The sequence below is a fragment of the Moorena producens PAL-8-15-08-1 genome (assembly GCF_001767235.1).
Classification (GTDB): domain Bacteria; phylum Cyanobacteriota; class Cyanobacteriia; order Cyanobacteriales; family Coleofasciculaceae; genus Moorena; species Moorena producens_A.
This window is the reverse complement of record NZ_CP017599.1, coordinates 6,216,460-6,232,358: the sequence shown is the minus strand read 5'-3', so window position 1 is coordinate 6,232,358 and position 15,899 is coordinate 6,216,460. Positions and strand designations below refer to the sequence as shown.

The following is a 15,899-nucleotide window of genomic DNA, read 5'->3' as shown; positions in this document are numbered from 1 at the left end:
AACATAGCACAAATGCAGCATTTTCATGAACAGGTACTTAAATCAGCTTATGAACGCTGCTTCATGGATCTTACACAAACCTAGACATCGGTCTGAAGTCCAATTCCTGCTTCGTTTGTATACGTAGGAAGACGGCTTCTTCTACTCCACAGGCGTTTTATCGGTAGCCACCGACAGTGTTATGTAAAACCTGGTTCCCAGCCCTCTATATTGATTGCTGCGTTGATATCCCGGTCAACAATAAGTCCACAACCACCACAAACATAAATTCGCTTTTGAAGGGGCATATCTTGCTTATGACCGCACTTGTGGCAGGTTTTAGATGAAGGGAACCATCGATCGACCAACGTCAACTTAAAGCCATGAAATTCTTGTTTGTAGGTTAGTAATTCTCTAAATCGATAGAAACCTAACAAAGAAATCGCCTCGGCTAATTTGTGGTTCGCAAGCATCCCTGATACATTCAAGTCTTCGATTTTGATTTCTTGATATGTCTGAGCTAATCGAGTTGTCTCTTTTTGTAAAAAGTCTTCTCGACTGTTGACAATATGCTGATGTTGCTGACGAAGTTTCTGGTAGTATTTGTGGGCGTTCTTACTAGGTTTTTGTTTTCTGGGACCATTGCCTAGCACCTTTTTCCGATTTCTCCATTGTAGTTTCGATAGCTTGATTTTCGCTTTCTTAATCGAACTAGGAGTCTCAATCTTGGTGTGGTCAGATAAGGTAGCAAAGCACTTCACACCTAAATCAACACCAACTTTTTTATGGGTGTGTTTCATTGATGGTAAGGGGCAAGCCTCGATTTTAAACGACACAAACCACTTCCCAGCTTCACGAGAAATTGTGAAAGTTTGAGACCCACAATTAAACGGAATAGCTTCTTTAATTCGGAAGGTTCCTAATGTAGGAATCCTGAGCAATTTTCCAGCTTTTACTAAGCGCTTACCATGTCCATCATCAACGGTAAAACTACATTGATGACGTTTCTTTTTAAATTTAGGTATCCCTGAACAAAGCTTCGGATCGCGCCAACGACTGAAAGCTTTTTTCAAATCTCTCAAAGAGTTTTGATAGATGCGAGAAGAGTATTGATTACACCAGGCAAAATCAGGATTCTTTTTGGTGACGTTGGTAAAAATCTTTTTGATAGCAGTCAATCGCTTAGCATCCGAAGCTTTAACACCGTCAAAATCCCAAGAAGACATCATGATACTGAGACCGTAGTTATATACGAACCGAGAGAAGCCAGCGCAACCAGCTAAGAAGCCAGATTGTTTGTGATTGACTTTAAGTTCTCGTTTGAGTGCATACATGATGTGTATCCTGGGAATTCGACCTTAAACTTGTACTTCCATTTCTACTTTAGCGCAATTTTCCGGATTGTCGATGTTTTTGTCAATATTTTCTTGAATTGGTTGGACAGATCGACGTAGACCGTAGAGCCGACAAGAGAAACAGTGAATAATTGCCATCAGGTCTTCCACCATTTCTTGTTGGGGACTAAGTGACTCATTGTTAGTCACAACGATATTACAATCACAATAGTTAGCTAACTCAACGATCAGCTCGAAGGCAAACCTACATAGACGGTCTTTGTGAGCTACGACGATTGTAGAAATCTGTCCGGATAGCATACGGAATATCAGGTTTAGAAACTTCTTACGTTTGAAATTAAGACCACCACCGACTTCTTTAATCACTTCATCAATTTGAATTCCAGAAGCACAGCAGAAGGTATCCATAGCTTTGACCTGGTTTTCAAGTTCGGGTTTGAGAGCGGGGGATGATACGCGACAATAAACAACTACCAGCCGCTTGGCATGATCACGGGATAGACCTTTAAGTTGATTGATATGCTTCTGGGTGTAAATACGATGATTGCCAAGGCTGCGATCGGCTACCAATTTTCCCGAAATATCCCAACGCTGGAGAGTTCTAACGGTGACACCGGCGATTTTGGCGAATTCATGAGGACGATAATGCATCTTCGACAATCCTGTGTAGGTTTGTCGAAGATTGTGGATGATTCAAGGACTAATTGTCAACTCTCCAGAATTGGTAGAGAAAGTATTGCCGACGGCTTACGCTTATATGTATCGCTACCTAGCTCGATTATCTTTAACTGCTGGTGATGCAGCTAAAGCTGTTTACTTTATCAACCAAGCGTTAGCTGCCAATAGCTCAATCTTCTATCGCGATCCGCGATCGCTTCTGACGCTCGTAGTTGTACGTCTGGCACCACTAGCCAAGCTGGTGATTAAGGGATCACTTGGCTCCGCAGAATACACAGCAAACAACTAAAAATTTTGTATTAGTCATGAGTCATTGGTCATTGGCCTTTGACCTGCAAGCCTTGTACATGCAAGTCTTTTGTCCCTTCCAAACCTTGCTAACCTAATGAAACTTAGCTCGTTACTCACAAGTGGGTTCTGGACAACATACGGAGCCCTCGGGACACGTCTGCTGGTATTGCTAAGTAACCTGATACTAGCTAGGTTGCTGTTGCCATCTGAATTTGGGGTGATCAGCGTTGCCTATATTTTTTGGTCTTTCCTAAATTTGTTCACCCAAGGCACCATCAACTCTTTTATTGTCTACAAGGGCATTGAAGACCAGCGTTATTTAAATACAACATACACAATTGCTATGGCCAGGGGATTGATGTTGGCAGTGGCAATGGTGGCGATATCCCCCCTAGCGGCTAACTTTTTCGGTGTACCAGAGCTGGTCTGGATTCTGGTCGTGTTCGCCTTTAATCTGCTGGTGGCTTCTATCCAGTCTGTTTATCAGGGAGTACTGACTAGACAGATGAGGTATTGGGAAATAGCCAATGCTACCATAATCGCCTCGTTCGTGCGAGTAGTCTCTACCACTGGTTGCGCCTTTATCGGTTTGAGCTATTGGTCATTTGTGGTGGGAGATGCTGCTTTTTGGTTTATAGAGTATTGGATTAGTCGTCGTCATGTAGACACAAATTCCGCTTACAGATTGATCCACAGGCTAGCTCAGAAGTCTTGTCGTTCTGTTTTGGTGCCACTGGCTCCAGTTTGGGATTTTATGTAAATGCCAATGGTGACAACTTTGTAATTGGTAAACTGCTGGGTAATACTAATTTGGGATACTACAACTTTGCTTACCAATTGACCCAGACCATTAACACTGTAATGGGTGAGGTGATTAATCAGGTAGGAATGTCTTCATTCGCCCAGTTAGAGAATGACGAAGAGCAGCAAAGTGTTCTAGTCACAATGGTTGAACAAATGGCTTTTCTGGGGGCTCCTCTATACGCCTTATTTTTTTTAGTGGTAGACGATCAGGTCATCTCTATGATATTTGGCCAGAAGTGGGTGCCAGCCTGCCAGGTAATTCCCTGGTTACTGGTGTTTGCTTACTTTAGGCTGATCAATAATTCACTGATTAATATGCTTGCAGCAAAAGGCAGAACTGGGATTAACGCCAAGGTTAACCTTATGATTGCTCCCGTAGCGTTCTTGAGCTTTATCATTGGTGCTGAGCAAGCAGGAATACTTGGGGTGGGAATTGCAGTTACTTTCGTGCTAGGAATTGTTTGGACAGTTTACTGGTGGTGGGTAGCTTGCGGAGCACTAGGTTGGCCATTGATTAAGTTTTTACTACCGTGCTTTAAAGCTGCTCTGATTGTACTCCTAGCAATTGTGAGTTGTCTAGGGTTACCAACAATCCTGAAGCCCTTCCTATTTATGAGTCTCTATATCGTCTGTATGCGCCTGATCGCTGCCAAACAATTTTTTAGTTACCAGTCTCTACTAGGAAAATTGGCTAATCAGCTGACAAAGTTAGGTAAAAGTCAGTCATAGCGTTTGTCTGTGGGTTGTAAACACACTTCTTGGGGCAAAAGGCATGCATGCAAGAGGCATGCATGCAATAGGGGAAAGAGATCCGGAGTTTTATTGTCCAATAAAAAAATACCATACAGGTTTACATCTCAAATACAAACCCGCTTATCAGCTAATAATTCAGTAAATTTACTGAAGGTTAGGTTAACCGAATTCACTGTTTAATCGGTAATTTCTCTAATCTAAATTAAGGCATTAAATAGGCACAATGTTATTGTGGCTGCTCATATATAGCAGTTATCACTTGAGTTATGGAAAAAGTCATGGATTGTAGGGAGTAGGGAGTAGGGAGTAGGGAGTAGGAATCCCCTCTTCCTTAATCAGGGGGGAATAAAATTGACTGTACCTCATAAGTATGATAAACCCTATCAAACAATACTGTTATGGAAACGGTAAAACCTTGCGGTGCCCTTGACCCGTGGCGAATTAAATTCTTAATGGGTCAAGGGCACCGGAGGGTATATCAATACAAATAAAAAAGGACAAATAACAGCCAAAACAACACTATAAACGAACGAAGCTAGCAGATTTGAATAACTCTCATATAATGAACGTGCTCTAAAACATCAAAGTATGGACTGTTAACTATGACCTCTAGCATACCATATTTCCAGACCAGAAACTTTAAACTGGGTGCCATGTCATTTCCAGAAAAAGTTATTTACTGGGTGATTGTGCTAACACCGCTCTGGTGGTTGTTGGGAATACAAACACTCTTCTACCCAGCGGTAGTTGTTGGTTTGTTAGGAGTAAACTTTGATATCGACAAACTCACTAGGGTATCGATACCTGCTTGTATCTGGGTTTGGTTAGGTATGGCTCTAGTCATGGTCTGGACTGCTACGTTTGGTCTCAATGACGTAGGGTTTGCCTTGCACAAAATTGCTGCTACCTTCGTAACTTTTTTCAAAAGCTACTGTTTAATTGTTGCCGCACTGCTCCTACCGTTTTGGCATGTCATCAGGGTTAAGGTGGTCACCCGTGCTGTAGCTTGGATGGCAACAGGATATTTAGTGACTATCGCCATTGAGATGGTCATGCTGGCAGCGGGACTAGGCAAAGAACCTTTTCTACCGCCCTTAGCGCGTCTGATTCCCGGCGGTGCTCTGAGTTTGCTAGTTACATTTGCTGAGTTCCAACCTTTTTTTGGTATCCCGTTACCCAAGACAGTTCTTTACACCCCAGACCCCCCGATTGTAGGGGTGTGTTCGATTCTAAGTTTTTTCATCTGCTTGGGTGAAGAAAACCGCCGCTTACGTCAAATATCTGTAGCGGGTTGTTTAACGGCTTTGCTAATTAGTTTTAGTCGTTTATCCTGGATTTCCTTTGTGATCGCATTGGTAATTACAGCTTGTTTCCGCAGCAGTGTGGCTCGTCAAGGTTCTTTATGGATTGCTTCATTAAGCTCATTACTTTGTGCTCTTTTGGGAGGTCTGACCTTCGGTGATTTACTGAAAAAGCCCCTAGAAATTTTCAATAGTGCTCCTGCCGAATCCTCTAAAGACCGGGAACTGGTGGTTACTAAAACCCTTGAGGCTTGGCAACAACGCCCCTGGATGGGATGGGGAATTATACAAGGCTCCGTCAAATGGTATATCTATGACATTGCTTTGGGTTCGTTTTCAACCTACGCCTCAGTTCTTTATTTGAACGGCATCATTGGCTTGATCGTTTTCTTAGCTGCCCTAGGTTCAACCCTTTGGAATACTTGGACTCCAGCGATTCGTGGTAACCATCATTGCCAGTGGGCATTTGCCAGTCTGGTGGCTTTGTACATGCTTCTCAACGGAACACCCTTGACCTGGATGGCAGTGTATTTGTGGTATTTTTTCGTCTGGTTAGGGGCAATTCTTGCGGAAGTACAGCGAAATGAGCAGTTTGTCTATCGATGGGAGCACTTATCTGGCAGAACTTTAAAATTGAAAATTGAAAATTGAAAATTGAAAAAAATTAGACTTTTAATTATTTAAATAAATAAATTTGTTATTGATTATTTATACAAGGGTTTATTTAGATTATTTTTTATATAAATTTACATTTTAATCAAAATTAAAAATGGTAATAATTAGGAAGATATCTTATGAAAAAAGTAGCTGGTATCCTGAATAGACATTGGACATTTTTATTAGTTTTTAATTCCTTGGTGCTGGGAGCTAGCTTTGGAGCCTTTTCTTTATTAAAGCCTTTTTGGATTGCTAAAGCACAGCTAATTCTACCAGAAACAGGCAAGTTACAAGCTAGTTTAGGAACTCTTGGTTCATTAACTAAGGGGGATTCTAAATTGGCGACTAAGAGTCATCCTCTGAATATGCAGGCATCTATTCTAACCAGTGATGCTTTGATGAGCCGCTTGTTGGAGTCTGACCTAGAGAAAACGGATTTTCAAAGGCTGGTTCAATACAAGAAGTTGTTCGCGATATCTCCTGACCAGGAATCCACTACCATCTGGTTGAATGCCCGTGGGGATAGTCCAGAATTAGCAAGAGATCGAGTCAAGGCACTAATCAGTGCGTATCAGGACCGTCTGAATGAACTACGTCAAGCAGATGGTAGCACTAGGGTTGAGTTTAATAAGAAAGCGCTGGAGCGAGCTAAGCAAAAATTGGATCAGTCTCAGGAGGCATTAGCAAAGTTTCAGGAATCCTCTGGTTTAGTGAATAGCAAAGCCCAAACTGAAGGACTGGTGAGGGCAATTACTGATCTGAGTATTAGCCAAGCTCAGGCTCAAGCTCAAGCTCAAGCTAGTCAACATCAGCTTCAAATCCTATCGACTCGTTTGGGTCTTACTCCTAAGCAAGCAATCCGCTCTCTAGGTCTGGCAGAAAACCGGGATTACCAGTTTGTGCGGCAGCAGTTGACTGAACTGGAAGCGACTTTGGTCAAAGCTCAAACTACTTATACCTATGCTCATCCCGAGATCCAAAATCTGCTGCTACAACGTGAGCAGTTGCAGCAGCAGATTCAGCAGTACATCTTTCTAGCAGCTGGTGATACGTTAGTAGACCCGACGCTTACTGATAGTGCTCAAGGAAGAGCAATGTTAATCCAGCAACTGATTCTGGCGGAAAGTGCTGCTAGTGGTCAACAACAACAGGCTGAGCAATTACAGCAGCAGATTGACCAGATGAAAAGTACTTTAACGGTGATTCCTGTCCATCAGTCTAGGCTGCTGGAACTAAAGCGACAGTACGATGTGGCTGCTGGAGTCTATAACGGTTTAGTTGCTCAAATCGAGCAAGTCAATCTTGATGCCTTTAGTGCTTATCCCAATGTACAGGTGCTTGACCCTCCCACTGTTGACGAAAAGCCTGCTGGTCCGAAGAAGTTGTTGATCATAGCTAATGGTTTTCTGGCATCGGCAGTGGGTAGTATAGCGCTGGTATTGCTGCTAGAACGGCGCAACCCACTGCTGAGCCCCAAAGATCTACAGGCAATCAAGTTCCCGATGGTGGTCAATATCCCTCATCTGAGGCACGCTGGTATGGGATTAGAACTGGGTACAGAAACGGATGTAGAGTTTCAGCGACTAGCATCGGTGATTAGCTTACGTTCTGGGGAGGACCGTCGCATCTTGATTACTAGCGCGATGGTCTCAGAAGGTAAAACTACTGTCACTCTGGGATTGGCGACAGCTCTGGTAGATTTAGGGTTTCGGGTGTTGGTGGTGGATGGAGATTTCCGACAGGCAACCCTTTCTCAGCGCTTGGGTCATCACCATGACCCCCTCAAACCCGGACAGCCGGTGAAGATTCAACCGAGTCTTGACTTACTGCCTACCTCTCACAAAAAAGGCAAAATTGTGGAGCTGGTTACTCAGGGGAAATTTGAGCATAGCCTAGCTACTGCGGAGGCATCGGGTGACTATGACTATGTTTTGATTGACAGTGCTCCGGTCAGTATGACCAGTGAAACTGCCCTGATGGCTGCTGTCATCCCTAATTTGTTGTTTGTTGTTCGACCTGAGATTAGTAAGCGTGACTTTGTCAGTGACAGCTTGGAACAACTGGCTCAGCACAATGCTCAACTGTTAGGTTTGGTGGTGAATGGGGTAGAAACTAAGTCCAAACCCTACTTGTACAGATCCAGTGATAGTTTAGTGAAGTCATAAGCGATGAAATGTAGAACATTACTTCAGCTAGCAGTATCTGGCGCTGCGATCGCATTCTTCTTACCCAGACTCTTTGAGAACCAAAGCGCTACTAATTCGGTAAGAGCATCACCAATACAAAATTTATGGTTGTCCGGAAAGTCAATTAACAAAGTTAGGGTGGATTGGGCAAAGCCAGTCGCACAAACTACACCCTTCACCTTTGGCTCCAACGACTACGAAATTACTACTCTGGAAAAGGCATCAGACTCGGTTTTCCAGAAGCACCTGGGGGAACTGGATATCAGGTTAATTCCTATTCACCATATCGATCTATGGGAACGTTGGACTAACCGAGCTACGAAAAGCTGGGACGAGGCAAAAATTCCAGCCTGCTACGATGCCTCTTATCCCCAAAAGCCTACTATTATCCAAAACATTCCCCGTTGGCCTAGTTGGATGGCTACAAATCGGCGTGCTCTACTGTCGAGAAAGGAGCTAGAGCTACGGTGATGAAAGGGGTACACATTGGGGAAAATAGTGTAGTAGGTTTAGGCAGCGTGGTTCGTAAGTCTGTCCCTCCCGGCGTGGTAGTTATTGGGAATCCCCAGCAAATTGTGAAGCATTTCAAACCAGTCAATACTGACCAGTTAGTACTGACTGGTCAGTAAGACTCTGTGATTGAGAACTTTGGTACTGACAGGCTTTATTGTTTCTAGAACATTGCTTCAGTAATCAAATTTGACGGAAAATCTATAGATTTTCATCACCCTATCACCCCATTACCCCATCACCCCATCACCCCATCACCCCATCACCCCATCACCCCATCATCAACTGACCAACGTTTTTTCATTACTTTACCGATGGTCTAGATGTTGCGATCGCTACTGACCCATATACGCTGATTCCATGGTTTGTTAGAGTTTTGGTGGCTGAGTTGACTGTAGCTCCGCTGGTGTAGATATCATCTAGGATTAGTACGGGTGAGGTGCTATGATGTCTGAGAAAGTGTTTACCAATAATAAAGGCATCTGCTAGGTTTTGCGCTCGCTCTTGGACAGATAAACCAAACTGAGGTTGAGTTGCCCGGACTCTTTCTAAACCCAGTGGTGCTTGTTTGTAACCAGTTAATTCACAAAAACTTCGGGCAATCAGCTCTGCCTGGTTGTAACCTCTTTGTTGCTGTTTTGTAGGGTGCATGGGAATGGGAACTACTATTAATTTTTGGTTTTGGCTACGGGTGGCAGAGGCTTTTAACCAAGCTTTACCCAGCCAATGGCCCAAGGGATGTGCTAGCTGGGGTTGGTTTTCATATTTCAGGGCAGCGAGTACTCGTTTTAATGGACCACCGTAATTGCCCCAGACAAACAGTGGGAGATTTTGATTACATAAAAATTGATTTTTGTCAAGTTGGCAGCGGAGTAACTGCTGCTCGCAATAATCACACAATTCATCAGTGGCAGGGCGCTCACATAGGGGACAGTTCGATTTCAGAAACAGACTTAATAGACCCTTTTTAAGGGTCTCAATTCCCTGTAACATAATTTGGGGGATTTATTTGGCATGATATTTCTCAAGATGCCAAGACTAACAATGAGAATCCCTCAGTATTTCTACCGTTTTCTGCCTCTAAGAGCGTGATGCAAAGCACAGCAAGGAATAATAATATCATGTGCAGTTGACTACTTATCATTCTTGGTTGAGACTCAATTTTTAATTAACGATTTATGTGAATAGGACGTGATTAATGGTAAGAGATATTATGCCTTCGAGATATGATGCCAAAATCCCGGAGCAATAACAGGATTAGGCGGCGATTTGTGGATAATCTTTATTCTCTTGATCTGATTCAAGCTTCAGAGTATCCCTTTGTGGGCAATGAAGCCTTTAACTTAAGTCAGCTGTTGCAACGGGATTATCCGGTTGTACCTGGCTTTGTGGTGAGTGCAAAGGCATTGTGGGAATTTATCGCAATTTTAGGTAAGTCTGAACCCCTGTTAGCTGATTTACCTTCTTCTTATCTTTACGTAGATGTGGACAATCCTCGCCAGCTACAGCAAGTGGCTCAGCAAATTCGTCACAAAATTCAAGGGGCGACTTTAGCTTCGGTGTTGGCATCAACCCTATCGGAAATATCAGAAACTACACTCGCCCCAGCAGCAATTTTTCACCCTTCCTTATCCATGACATCACCAGGGTCGGGAATTGAGGAGGACACTGGGGAAACTGGAGTGGCAAGATTAGATCAACCCCAGATTTTTTCAACCTTACCAGATAAAATTTTGGGATCCTATATTTGCCCTAGGCAACCACTAGCAATGGAAGTGTCTTTAAAACAGGTTTGGGCAGAACTATTTCGCGCCAGAAGCCTATTTTACTGGCAACGGCATAGTATTGGTCTCCAGCAGCTCAATTTGGCAGTCTTGATACAACCAATGTGGGATGCGATCGCTTCTGGTACACTCCAGATTAACCAAACTGAGGGTTACATCCAAGCCACTTGGGGGTTAGGTACTGCATTGGGGAAGGGGGAAGTAGTGCCAGACTATTACCAAATTGAGATCGAAACTGGTATTGTGCTAGCCTCACGACTGGGTCGTAAAACCCGTGCGTATGGGTTGTGTCTGGAACCAGACTCATTATCAGTAACCGAAAACAGTCTGCAAACTTATCTACTCAGTGAGGAGCAACAAAAACAGTACACCCTAAAGGACAAATACCTCCAAGAGCTAATTACTATCAGCCAGCGTCTAGTGGCTGATATTAGTTCTACCTTTTCTCTAGAGTGGACACTATGGCAAACCTCAGAAAACTCAGAACCAGAGTTACAAATTACGAAATTTAGTCCTCAAACTGGGCAAAAGTGGGATGCTAGCCAGTTGAGGGTTGAACCGTCACATCATGCTTCCAAACTAGCTTACTCTGTTGGTTCTACTACTTCCTACGGCAAACTGTTTACGTCTGTACAAGTGGGTAGCCGACCCAATGTGCTTGAAGCCTCATCGGACTCCATTGGGAGCAACTTTAGTGAACACACTGTCAACCCATCCATCACGCCTATGCTTGTGAGAGGATTACCCGCAGCACCAGGAAGAGTTACAGCAACTGCTCATGTGATATCGGGTGAGGGCAAAAACGTCTCAGCAATTCTATCTGGTAGAATTTTGGTTGCCCAAAGTGTTTCTCCTGACTGGCTACCTGGGCTCAAGCACGTAGCCGCTATTATTACTGAACAAGGAGGGATAACTAGTCATGCTGGGATTATTGCTAGAGAACTTGGTATTCCCTGTGTTGTGGGTGCGGCTGGTATTACCCAAATCATAGAAACTGGGGAGTCTCTACTTGTGGATGGGGGACAGGGGGAAGTTTATCGGCTAGGAACAAAGCAAGGGTTTCCGGTTGAAAAGTTGCATGGCTCAGGATTAAGAAAAAGGGAAGCAAAAGTCAATTTTCAACCTTCTAACTTTCAAAATACTTTCCCCATTGCTACTCAATTATTGGTTAATCTTAGCCAGCCGGACTCCCTAGAAAAAATTGTGGGTTTGCCAGTGGATGGAGTGGGGTTATTGCGTTCAGAAGTGATGATGTTGGAGATTTTGAATAATCTGCACCCCAGTCAGTGGCACAGACAGGGCCATGAGCGTGAGTTGGTAGAACGCTTGGCTCAGTTAATTGTTCAATTTACGGTTACCTTGGCACCACGTCCTGTATTTTATCGCTCCACGGATTGGCGCTCCCATGAATTTCCATCCCTGAGTGGGGATCACCTGGTAACGGAAGCAGAAGTTAACCCGATGCTTGGTCTACGTGGCACTCGTCGCTATCTGAGTGACCCAGCTAGCTTTGATTTGGAACTGGCAGCTTTACAGGAGGTTTATGCTTACGGCTGCAGGAATTTACGGCTGATTTTGCCCTTTGTACGTACTGTGGAAGAGTTTACCTTTTGCCGCCGTCGGGTAGAACAGGTAGGACTTACTGATAATCCTGATTTTCAACTTTGGATTATGGCAGAAGTGCCATCTGTGTTGTTTATGCTACCAGACTATGTTAAGGCAGGTGTTCAAGGAATTTCTATTGGTACTAATGATTTGACGCAACTTTTACTAGGAGCTGATCGGGAACAGAGGCAGTTGGAAACACTGATGGCAGGGTGCCATCCAGTGGTCAAACAAGCAATTCAGCAATTAATCGAAATGGCAAAAGAAGCTGGTATTCCTTGCTCAATTTGTGGTCAAGCTACGGTTCAGGATCCGGAACTGATTGATCTGTTGGTGCAGTGGGGAATTACTTCGATTTCTGTTGATGTTCAAGATGTGGAAGCGACTTACCAGGCAATTACCCGTGCTGAGCAACGTTTACTCTTGGACGCAGCACGAAATAAGTCAAAAGGCTTGGGTGTAAAAGGCAAAGAGGAAAACATCTAAATATATGGAAGTTGTAAATTGGGTTACAATATTGAGTCTGGTAGTATCGGTGAATACTACCACACACCAGAAAACGGCATCTGATTTGGTGTATCTGCTCTGACCTAGGTTATCAATCTGAAAACTGCTGTAATTCAATCAGTGAATTATGGTTAGCCTTCTTAGTAATTTGAGTTAATAGTGCTTCATAGCGGTTGAGAGCCTTTTGATAGGCGAAGTGCTTCAGAGCAAATTTTCTACCTTGTTGACCTAGAGATACCCCCTGCTCAGGATTTTCATACAATTCGACAATTGCAGATGCTAAAGCCTGGGACTGTTGTGGTGGTACCACTACACCACCACCACTTTGTCGAACAACTCGTGCTGCAGTTCCATTCAAAGGCACAGAAGCAATGATGGGTCGTCCGCAAGCCAATAGCACTTGAATTTTTGAGGGCATATTAAAGGAAACAACGTTACGCTTTTGCACAACTAAACCTATATCTGCTGCTGCCAACATTTCTGGTAACTTCTCTCGGGGTTGGAAAGGTAAAAGCTTGATATTACTAGCATTGCAAGTCTGACAGTCTTGCTGTAGCTGCTGTAGAGCCTTAGATTCTCCAACAATGACGAAGACAATTTCTGGAATATGCCTGACCAGATTAGCCGCCTTCACTACTGTTTCGAGTCCCTGAGTCAAGGCAATATTACCGGAATAGAGTACTACAAACTTGCCATCAAGATGGTAAGCAGTGCGAAAGGAATTGCCTTCTTTGGGTAAGGGACGGATAAAATTAACATTCGCCCAGTTGGGGATACAGGTAATTTTGTCTAATGGTACTCCTTTACTTACTAAATTTTCAACGAATCCCTCAGAAATAACAGTGATTGTATGAGCACTGTGGTAGGCAAACTTCTCTAAAGCTTCAAAGATACGGATAGCTAGTTTGTTTCTAATTAGACCAACCTGTACAGCAGCTTCTGGCAAAATATCCTGTAAATTCAGTAATACTGGGCAGTTGTACAACCAACCAAGTAAAGCAGCTGGCACACTAACCGGCAGCGACGGTACTGTCAGTAGAATCACATCAGGTCGCCAGCCCCGGAAAGCCTGAATCAAACTGGTCACGACGAAGCTACCATCTAGTAGTATCCGTGTCACTACACCAGGCTTTGGTCGAATCCAGACATAGGAGCGTTGAATTATTACTCCCTTTCTTTCTTCAGTCAGATAGTACTTGCCTTGATATTTATCATAGATAGAGCGCTGGGGATAGTTGGGCATACTAGTGACGACTCGTACTTCATGTCCTGCCTTGACCAAACCTTCTGCCAGTTCCGTCATTAATGGGGCAATGCCTATCGGTTCAGGATGATAATTATAGGAGTAGATTAATATGCGCATGAATGTTATTGGTAGAGCGAGTAGTCTGTCAAGTTAACCTTTGACAGGTGGACAAGCGATGCATCGCTTTTTACAATTCCTACACGAAACACCTAGATCTAGCGAGTTATATCTATCAGTTACTTAGCAACTGGTGTCTAATTATCCTAGATACTTTAGTGTTTGAATTTTCACCTTTAAGAGAAAAATTTTCACTTTACTAATTCAAAGGGTTTGGTTTAACTTTCGACGTTATAGCCTTGCTCACTAGATAGTCAATCGGCTTTATCTGTTGATGCTTATGCAATGAACCAACACCGAATATACCAAAAGCTATTCATCTCAATAGAGCAGTAAGTTAGACAGACGTGCTTAGGCGCTATTTTTTAGAAAAATAGAGACAGAAAACCCAAATTAGTATCACCCTCTGAAGCAGGAGGCAATAATTAGTCATCACCCTTAGGATAAATCCTCCTGATTATTCCAAGTTATTGGTTCTTTTGATCTAGGTATCAAAACGATCAGACTTACTGGTTGGACTAAGTAACTCATCTTAACTATCGTCAATTTTATACTATAAATACTTGGTATGCTACTTTGTTTATTATTGGTGATAACTCTGGCAAAAACACCATTCCATAACGATAATGATTTACACTAACTAAAAAAAAATTAAGCCAATAGCCAATAGTTTAAGGATCTCCCAGATCTAGGATTTAAAAGGTATCAAAAGGCACACATTCGACAATCAACGTGGCTGGAACTGGCGGAATTACGTGATATAAGCTTGCCTTATCACCCCAAAGCCGGGAGAGCCTAGTTTAATAAATTCCTATCTGGATACTTTAAGGGATTAACTGCACTGACCACTAGATTCGTAGGCAGATACATAACCGATGGAAATAAATTCATAAATGGCACTCCTGCTATAATTTTAGATACTTTTTTAAGTATTGATGTTTCTCTAGCGATGCATCGCTATCTTATAATGGGATATATTTGATAGATAACTATAAATGAGTTGTGAACGCAAAACTAGCTGAAAATATGAGTTCAAAAGGGTGCTTTGTTTACAAATCAAATGGAAACCCTATAGGACTATAGCAAACGATTGATTCGAACTATGTGACCATGCCCCACTACCTGTTTTTATAAAGGAACTACGGGAAAGCTTATCAAAAACAGCTGTTAATTTTCAATTAGATAATTTTAAAGATTGTGTGAATCAAATGTGAAACTATAGACTTATTATAACACTCTATGGGTAAATCTGAAATCCTTACCTAGCTAGGAGCTAGTTTTGGGAAATATTACTGGATTAATAAGATATAGACTTTATAAGCTGTTGAGGAAAAAATGAGGGAGACTTATTTTAAGGCTTCTGACCTGCTCTAACGGTGTTTGCAAATTAACAGTGTTGGCGAATTACCTCCAAACTTCAGCAAAGCGATGCAGCTTGGTCTTGGGGAGCCAATGGGGTCATGGGGGTTCCCCTCATGAGCAACTGGCCTGGAAACCCCCACTCGCGCTTTGCATGGCTGACAGGGGGTTATAAACCTGGATTGGGAATCAGGCTATCAAGGAAAGGGCTCTCCTAACTATCTTGACTTAAATGGTTCGCCCAAACTAAATCGCGCTTTGCATGGCTGACAGGGGGTTATAAACCTGGATTGGGAATCAGGCTATCAAGGAAAGGGCTCTCCTAACTATCTTGACTTAAATGGTTAGCCCAAACTAAAAAATCAGTAAAGACTTTGTGAAGAAATTTGTGAAGAAATGGTAAAGAAAAGGGGAGATAAGATCTAGTAAGGCTTACAAAAATAAGTGATCGCAACAGCATAGTGCTTAGTCCCACCAATAAGCGCGAAGCATTTACCGGATTGGTCAGCAGGAGATATTCACCACACTCTGTACTCAGCACTCCTTCATGACTAAGTTTGGTAAACCAGAGGAATTCAGAACCCTAAACTATTACCCAATTCCCCCTAAAGTAAAGGAAAAGCCCACTTTTGGGTAAGATGTTTGATGGTTTTTGGTAATGATGTGTCATGGCACGGTGGTTTTGGGAACGCTGTAATTGTAATCAAGAACGGTAGGAATGGGTAAACCGGGGATGGGACAATGGCGGACAAACCACCAAAACGGCT

Annotated in this window: 12 protein-coding genes; 8 read left to right on the top strand and 4 right to left on the bottom strand. The window is 43.0% G+C overall.

Going from position 1 to position 15,899, the window contains the following annotated elements:
* Positions 1-179 precede the first annotated feature (179 nt).
* Both BJP34_RS22745 and BJP34_RS22740 read right to left on the bottom strand, forming a co-directional pair.
* The gene (locus BJP34_RS22745) at positions 180-1,313 is read right to left on the bottom strand and encodes an RNA-guided endonuclease InsQ/TnpB family protein (protein ID WP_083305249.1); all 1,134 of its coding nucleotides are present in this window, start codon (positions 1,311-1,313) and stop codon (positions 180-182) included.
* A gap of 24 nt (positions 1,314-1,337) precedes the next feature.
* Entirely contained in the window at positions 1,338-1,985 is a 648-nt protein-coding gene (locus BJP34_RS22740; protein WP_070393043.1) for an IS607 family transposase, read from the bottom strand.
* A 37-nt stretch (positions 1,986-2,022) separates the two neighbouring features.
* On the opposite strand from BJP34_RS22740, the gene BJP34_RS22735 reads away from it, so the two are divergent.
* The 7 genes from BJP34_RS22735 (at position 2,023) to BJP34_RS37425 (ending at position 8,633) form a co-directional block, all read left to right on the top strand.
* Positions 2,023-2,301: a hypothetical protein gene (locus BJP34_RS22735; protein ID WP_070394309.1), complete on the top strand. Its 279-nt coding sequence runs from the start codon at positions 2,023-2,025 to the stop codon at positions 2,299-2,301.
* Between the two features lie 96 nt (positions 2,302-2,397).
* The gene (locus tag BJP34_RS49265; RefSeq protein ID WP_202972010.1) at positions 2,398-3,063 is read left to right on the top strand and encodes an oligosaccharide flippase family protein; all 666 of its coding nucleotides are present in this window, start codon (positions 2,398-2,400) and stop codon (positions 3,061-3,063) included.
* Positions 3,015-3,836, top strand: coding sequence for an oligosaccharide flippase family protein (locus BJP34_RS49260; RefSeq protein ID WP_267876341.1), 822 nt, complete (start codon positions 3,015-3,017; stop codon positions 3,834-3,836). The genes BJP34_RS49265 and BJP34_RS49260 overlap by 49 nt, the downstream gene beginning before the upstream one ends.
* Before the next feature lie 626 nt (positions 3,837-4,462).
* Positions 4,463-5,812, top strand: coding sequence for an O-antigen ligase family protein (locus tag BJP34_RS22725; RefSeq protein ID WP_070394308.1), 1,350 nt, complete (start codon positions 4,463-4,465; stop codon positions 5,810-5,812).
* Between the two features lie 143 nt (positions 5,813-5,955).
* Positions 5,956-7,983 carry a GumC family protein gene (locus BJP34_RS22720; protein WP_070394307.1) on the top strand — a complete coding sequence of 676 codons (2,028 nt, stop codon included), beginning with the start codon at positions 5,956-5,958 and terminating at the stop codon, positions 7,981-7,983.
* Between the two features lie 3 nt (positions 7,984-7,986).
* Positions 7,987-8,475, top strand: coding sequence for a hypothetical protein (locus BJP34_RS40635; protein WP_149031121.1), 489 nt, complete (start codon positions 7,987-7,989; stop codon positions 8,473-8,475).
* Positions 8,475-8,633, top strand: coding sequence for a hypothetical protein (locus BJP34_RS37425; protein ID WP_168166481.1), 159 nt, complete (start codon positions 8,475-8,477; stop codon positions 8,631-8,633). Before BJP34_RS40635 ends, BJP34_RS37425 begins: the two co-directional genes overlap by 1 nt.
* A 184-nt stretch (positions 8,634-8,817) precedes the next feature.
* On the opposite strand, the gene BJP34_RS22710 is transcribed toward BJP34_RS37425, so the two are convergent.
* A complete protein-coding gene (locus BJP34_RS22710) occupies positions 8,818-9,507 on the bottom strand; it encodes a ComF family protein (protein ID WP_070394305.1) in 690 nt (229 codons plus the stop codon).
* A 233-nt stretch (positions 9,508-9,740) separates the two neighbouring features.
* Here BJP34_RS22710 and BJP34_RS22705 point away from each other — a divergent pair, with 233 nt between their 5' ends.
* Positions 9,741-12,389 (top strand): putative PEP-binding protein, encoded by a 2,649-nt coding sequence (locus BJP34_RS22705; RefSeq protein ID WP_229423972.1) that lies wholly within the window; start codon positions 9,741-9,743, stop codon positions 12,387-12,389.
* Between the two features lie 112 nt (positions 12,390-12,501).
* On the opposite strand, the gene BJP34_RS22700 is transcribed toward BJP34_RS22705, so the two are convergent.
* Positions 12,502-13,773, bottom strand: coding sequence for a glycosyltransferase family 4 protein (locus tag BJP34_RS22700; RefSeq protein ID WP_070394304.1), 1,272 nt, complete (start codon positions 13,771-13,773; stop codon positions 12,502-12,504).
* Between the last annotated feature and the right edge of the window lie 2,126 nt (positions 13,774-15,899).

What these genes read in the sequence shown, in the direction of transcription:
- BJP34_RS22725 (WP_070394308.1), top strand. Translation starts at nt 4,463, where the DNA reads ATGACCTCTAGCATACCATATTTCCAGACCAGAAACTTTAAACTGGGT.
- BJP34_RS37425 (WP_168166481.1), top strand. Translation starts at nt 8,475, where the DNA reads ATGAAAGGGGTACACATTGGGGAAAATAGTGTAGTAGGTTTAGGCAGC.
- BJP34_RS22705 (WP_229423972.1), top strand. Translation starts at nt 9,741, where the DNA reads ATGATGCCAAAATCCCGGAGCAATAACAGGATTAGGCGGCGATTTGTG.
- BJP34_RS22700 (WP_070394304.1), bottom strand. Translation starts at nt 13,773, where the DNA reads ATGCGCATATTAATCTACTCCTATAATTATCATCCTGAACCGATAGGC.
- BJP34_RS22735 (WP_070394309.1), top strand. Translation starts at nt 2,023, where the DNA reads ATGATTCAAGGACTAATTGTCAACTCTCCAGAATTGGTAGAGAAAGTA.
- BJP34_RS22745 (WP_083305249.1), bottom strand. Translation starts at nt 1,313, where the DNA reads ATGTATGCACTCAAACGAGAACTTAAAGTCAATCACAAACAATCTGGC.
- BJP34_RS40635 (WP_149031121.1), top strand. Translation starts at nt 7,987, where the DNA reads ATGAAATGTAGAACATTACTTCAGCTAGCAGTATCTGGCGCTGCGATC.
- BJP34_RS22740 (WP_070393043.1), bottom strand. Translation starts at nt 1,985, where the DNA reads ATGCATTATCGTCCTCATGAATTCGCCAAAATCGCCGGTGTCACCGTT.
- BJP34_RS22710 (WP_070394305.1), bottom strand. Translation starts at nt 9,507, where the DNA reads ATGTTACAGGGAATTGAGACCCTTAAAAAGGGTCTATTAAGTCTGTTT.
- BJP34_RS49265 (WP_202972010.1), top strand. Translation starts at nt 2,398, where the DNA reads ATGAAACTTAGCTCGTTACTCACAAGTGGGTTCTGGACAACATACGGA.
- BJP34_RS22720 (WP_070394307.1), top strand. Translation starts at nt 5,956, where the DNA reads ATGAAAAAAGTAGCTGGTATCCTGAATAGACATTGGACATTTTTATTA.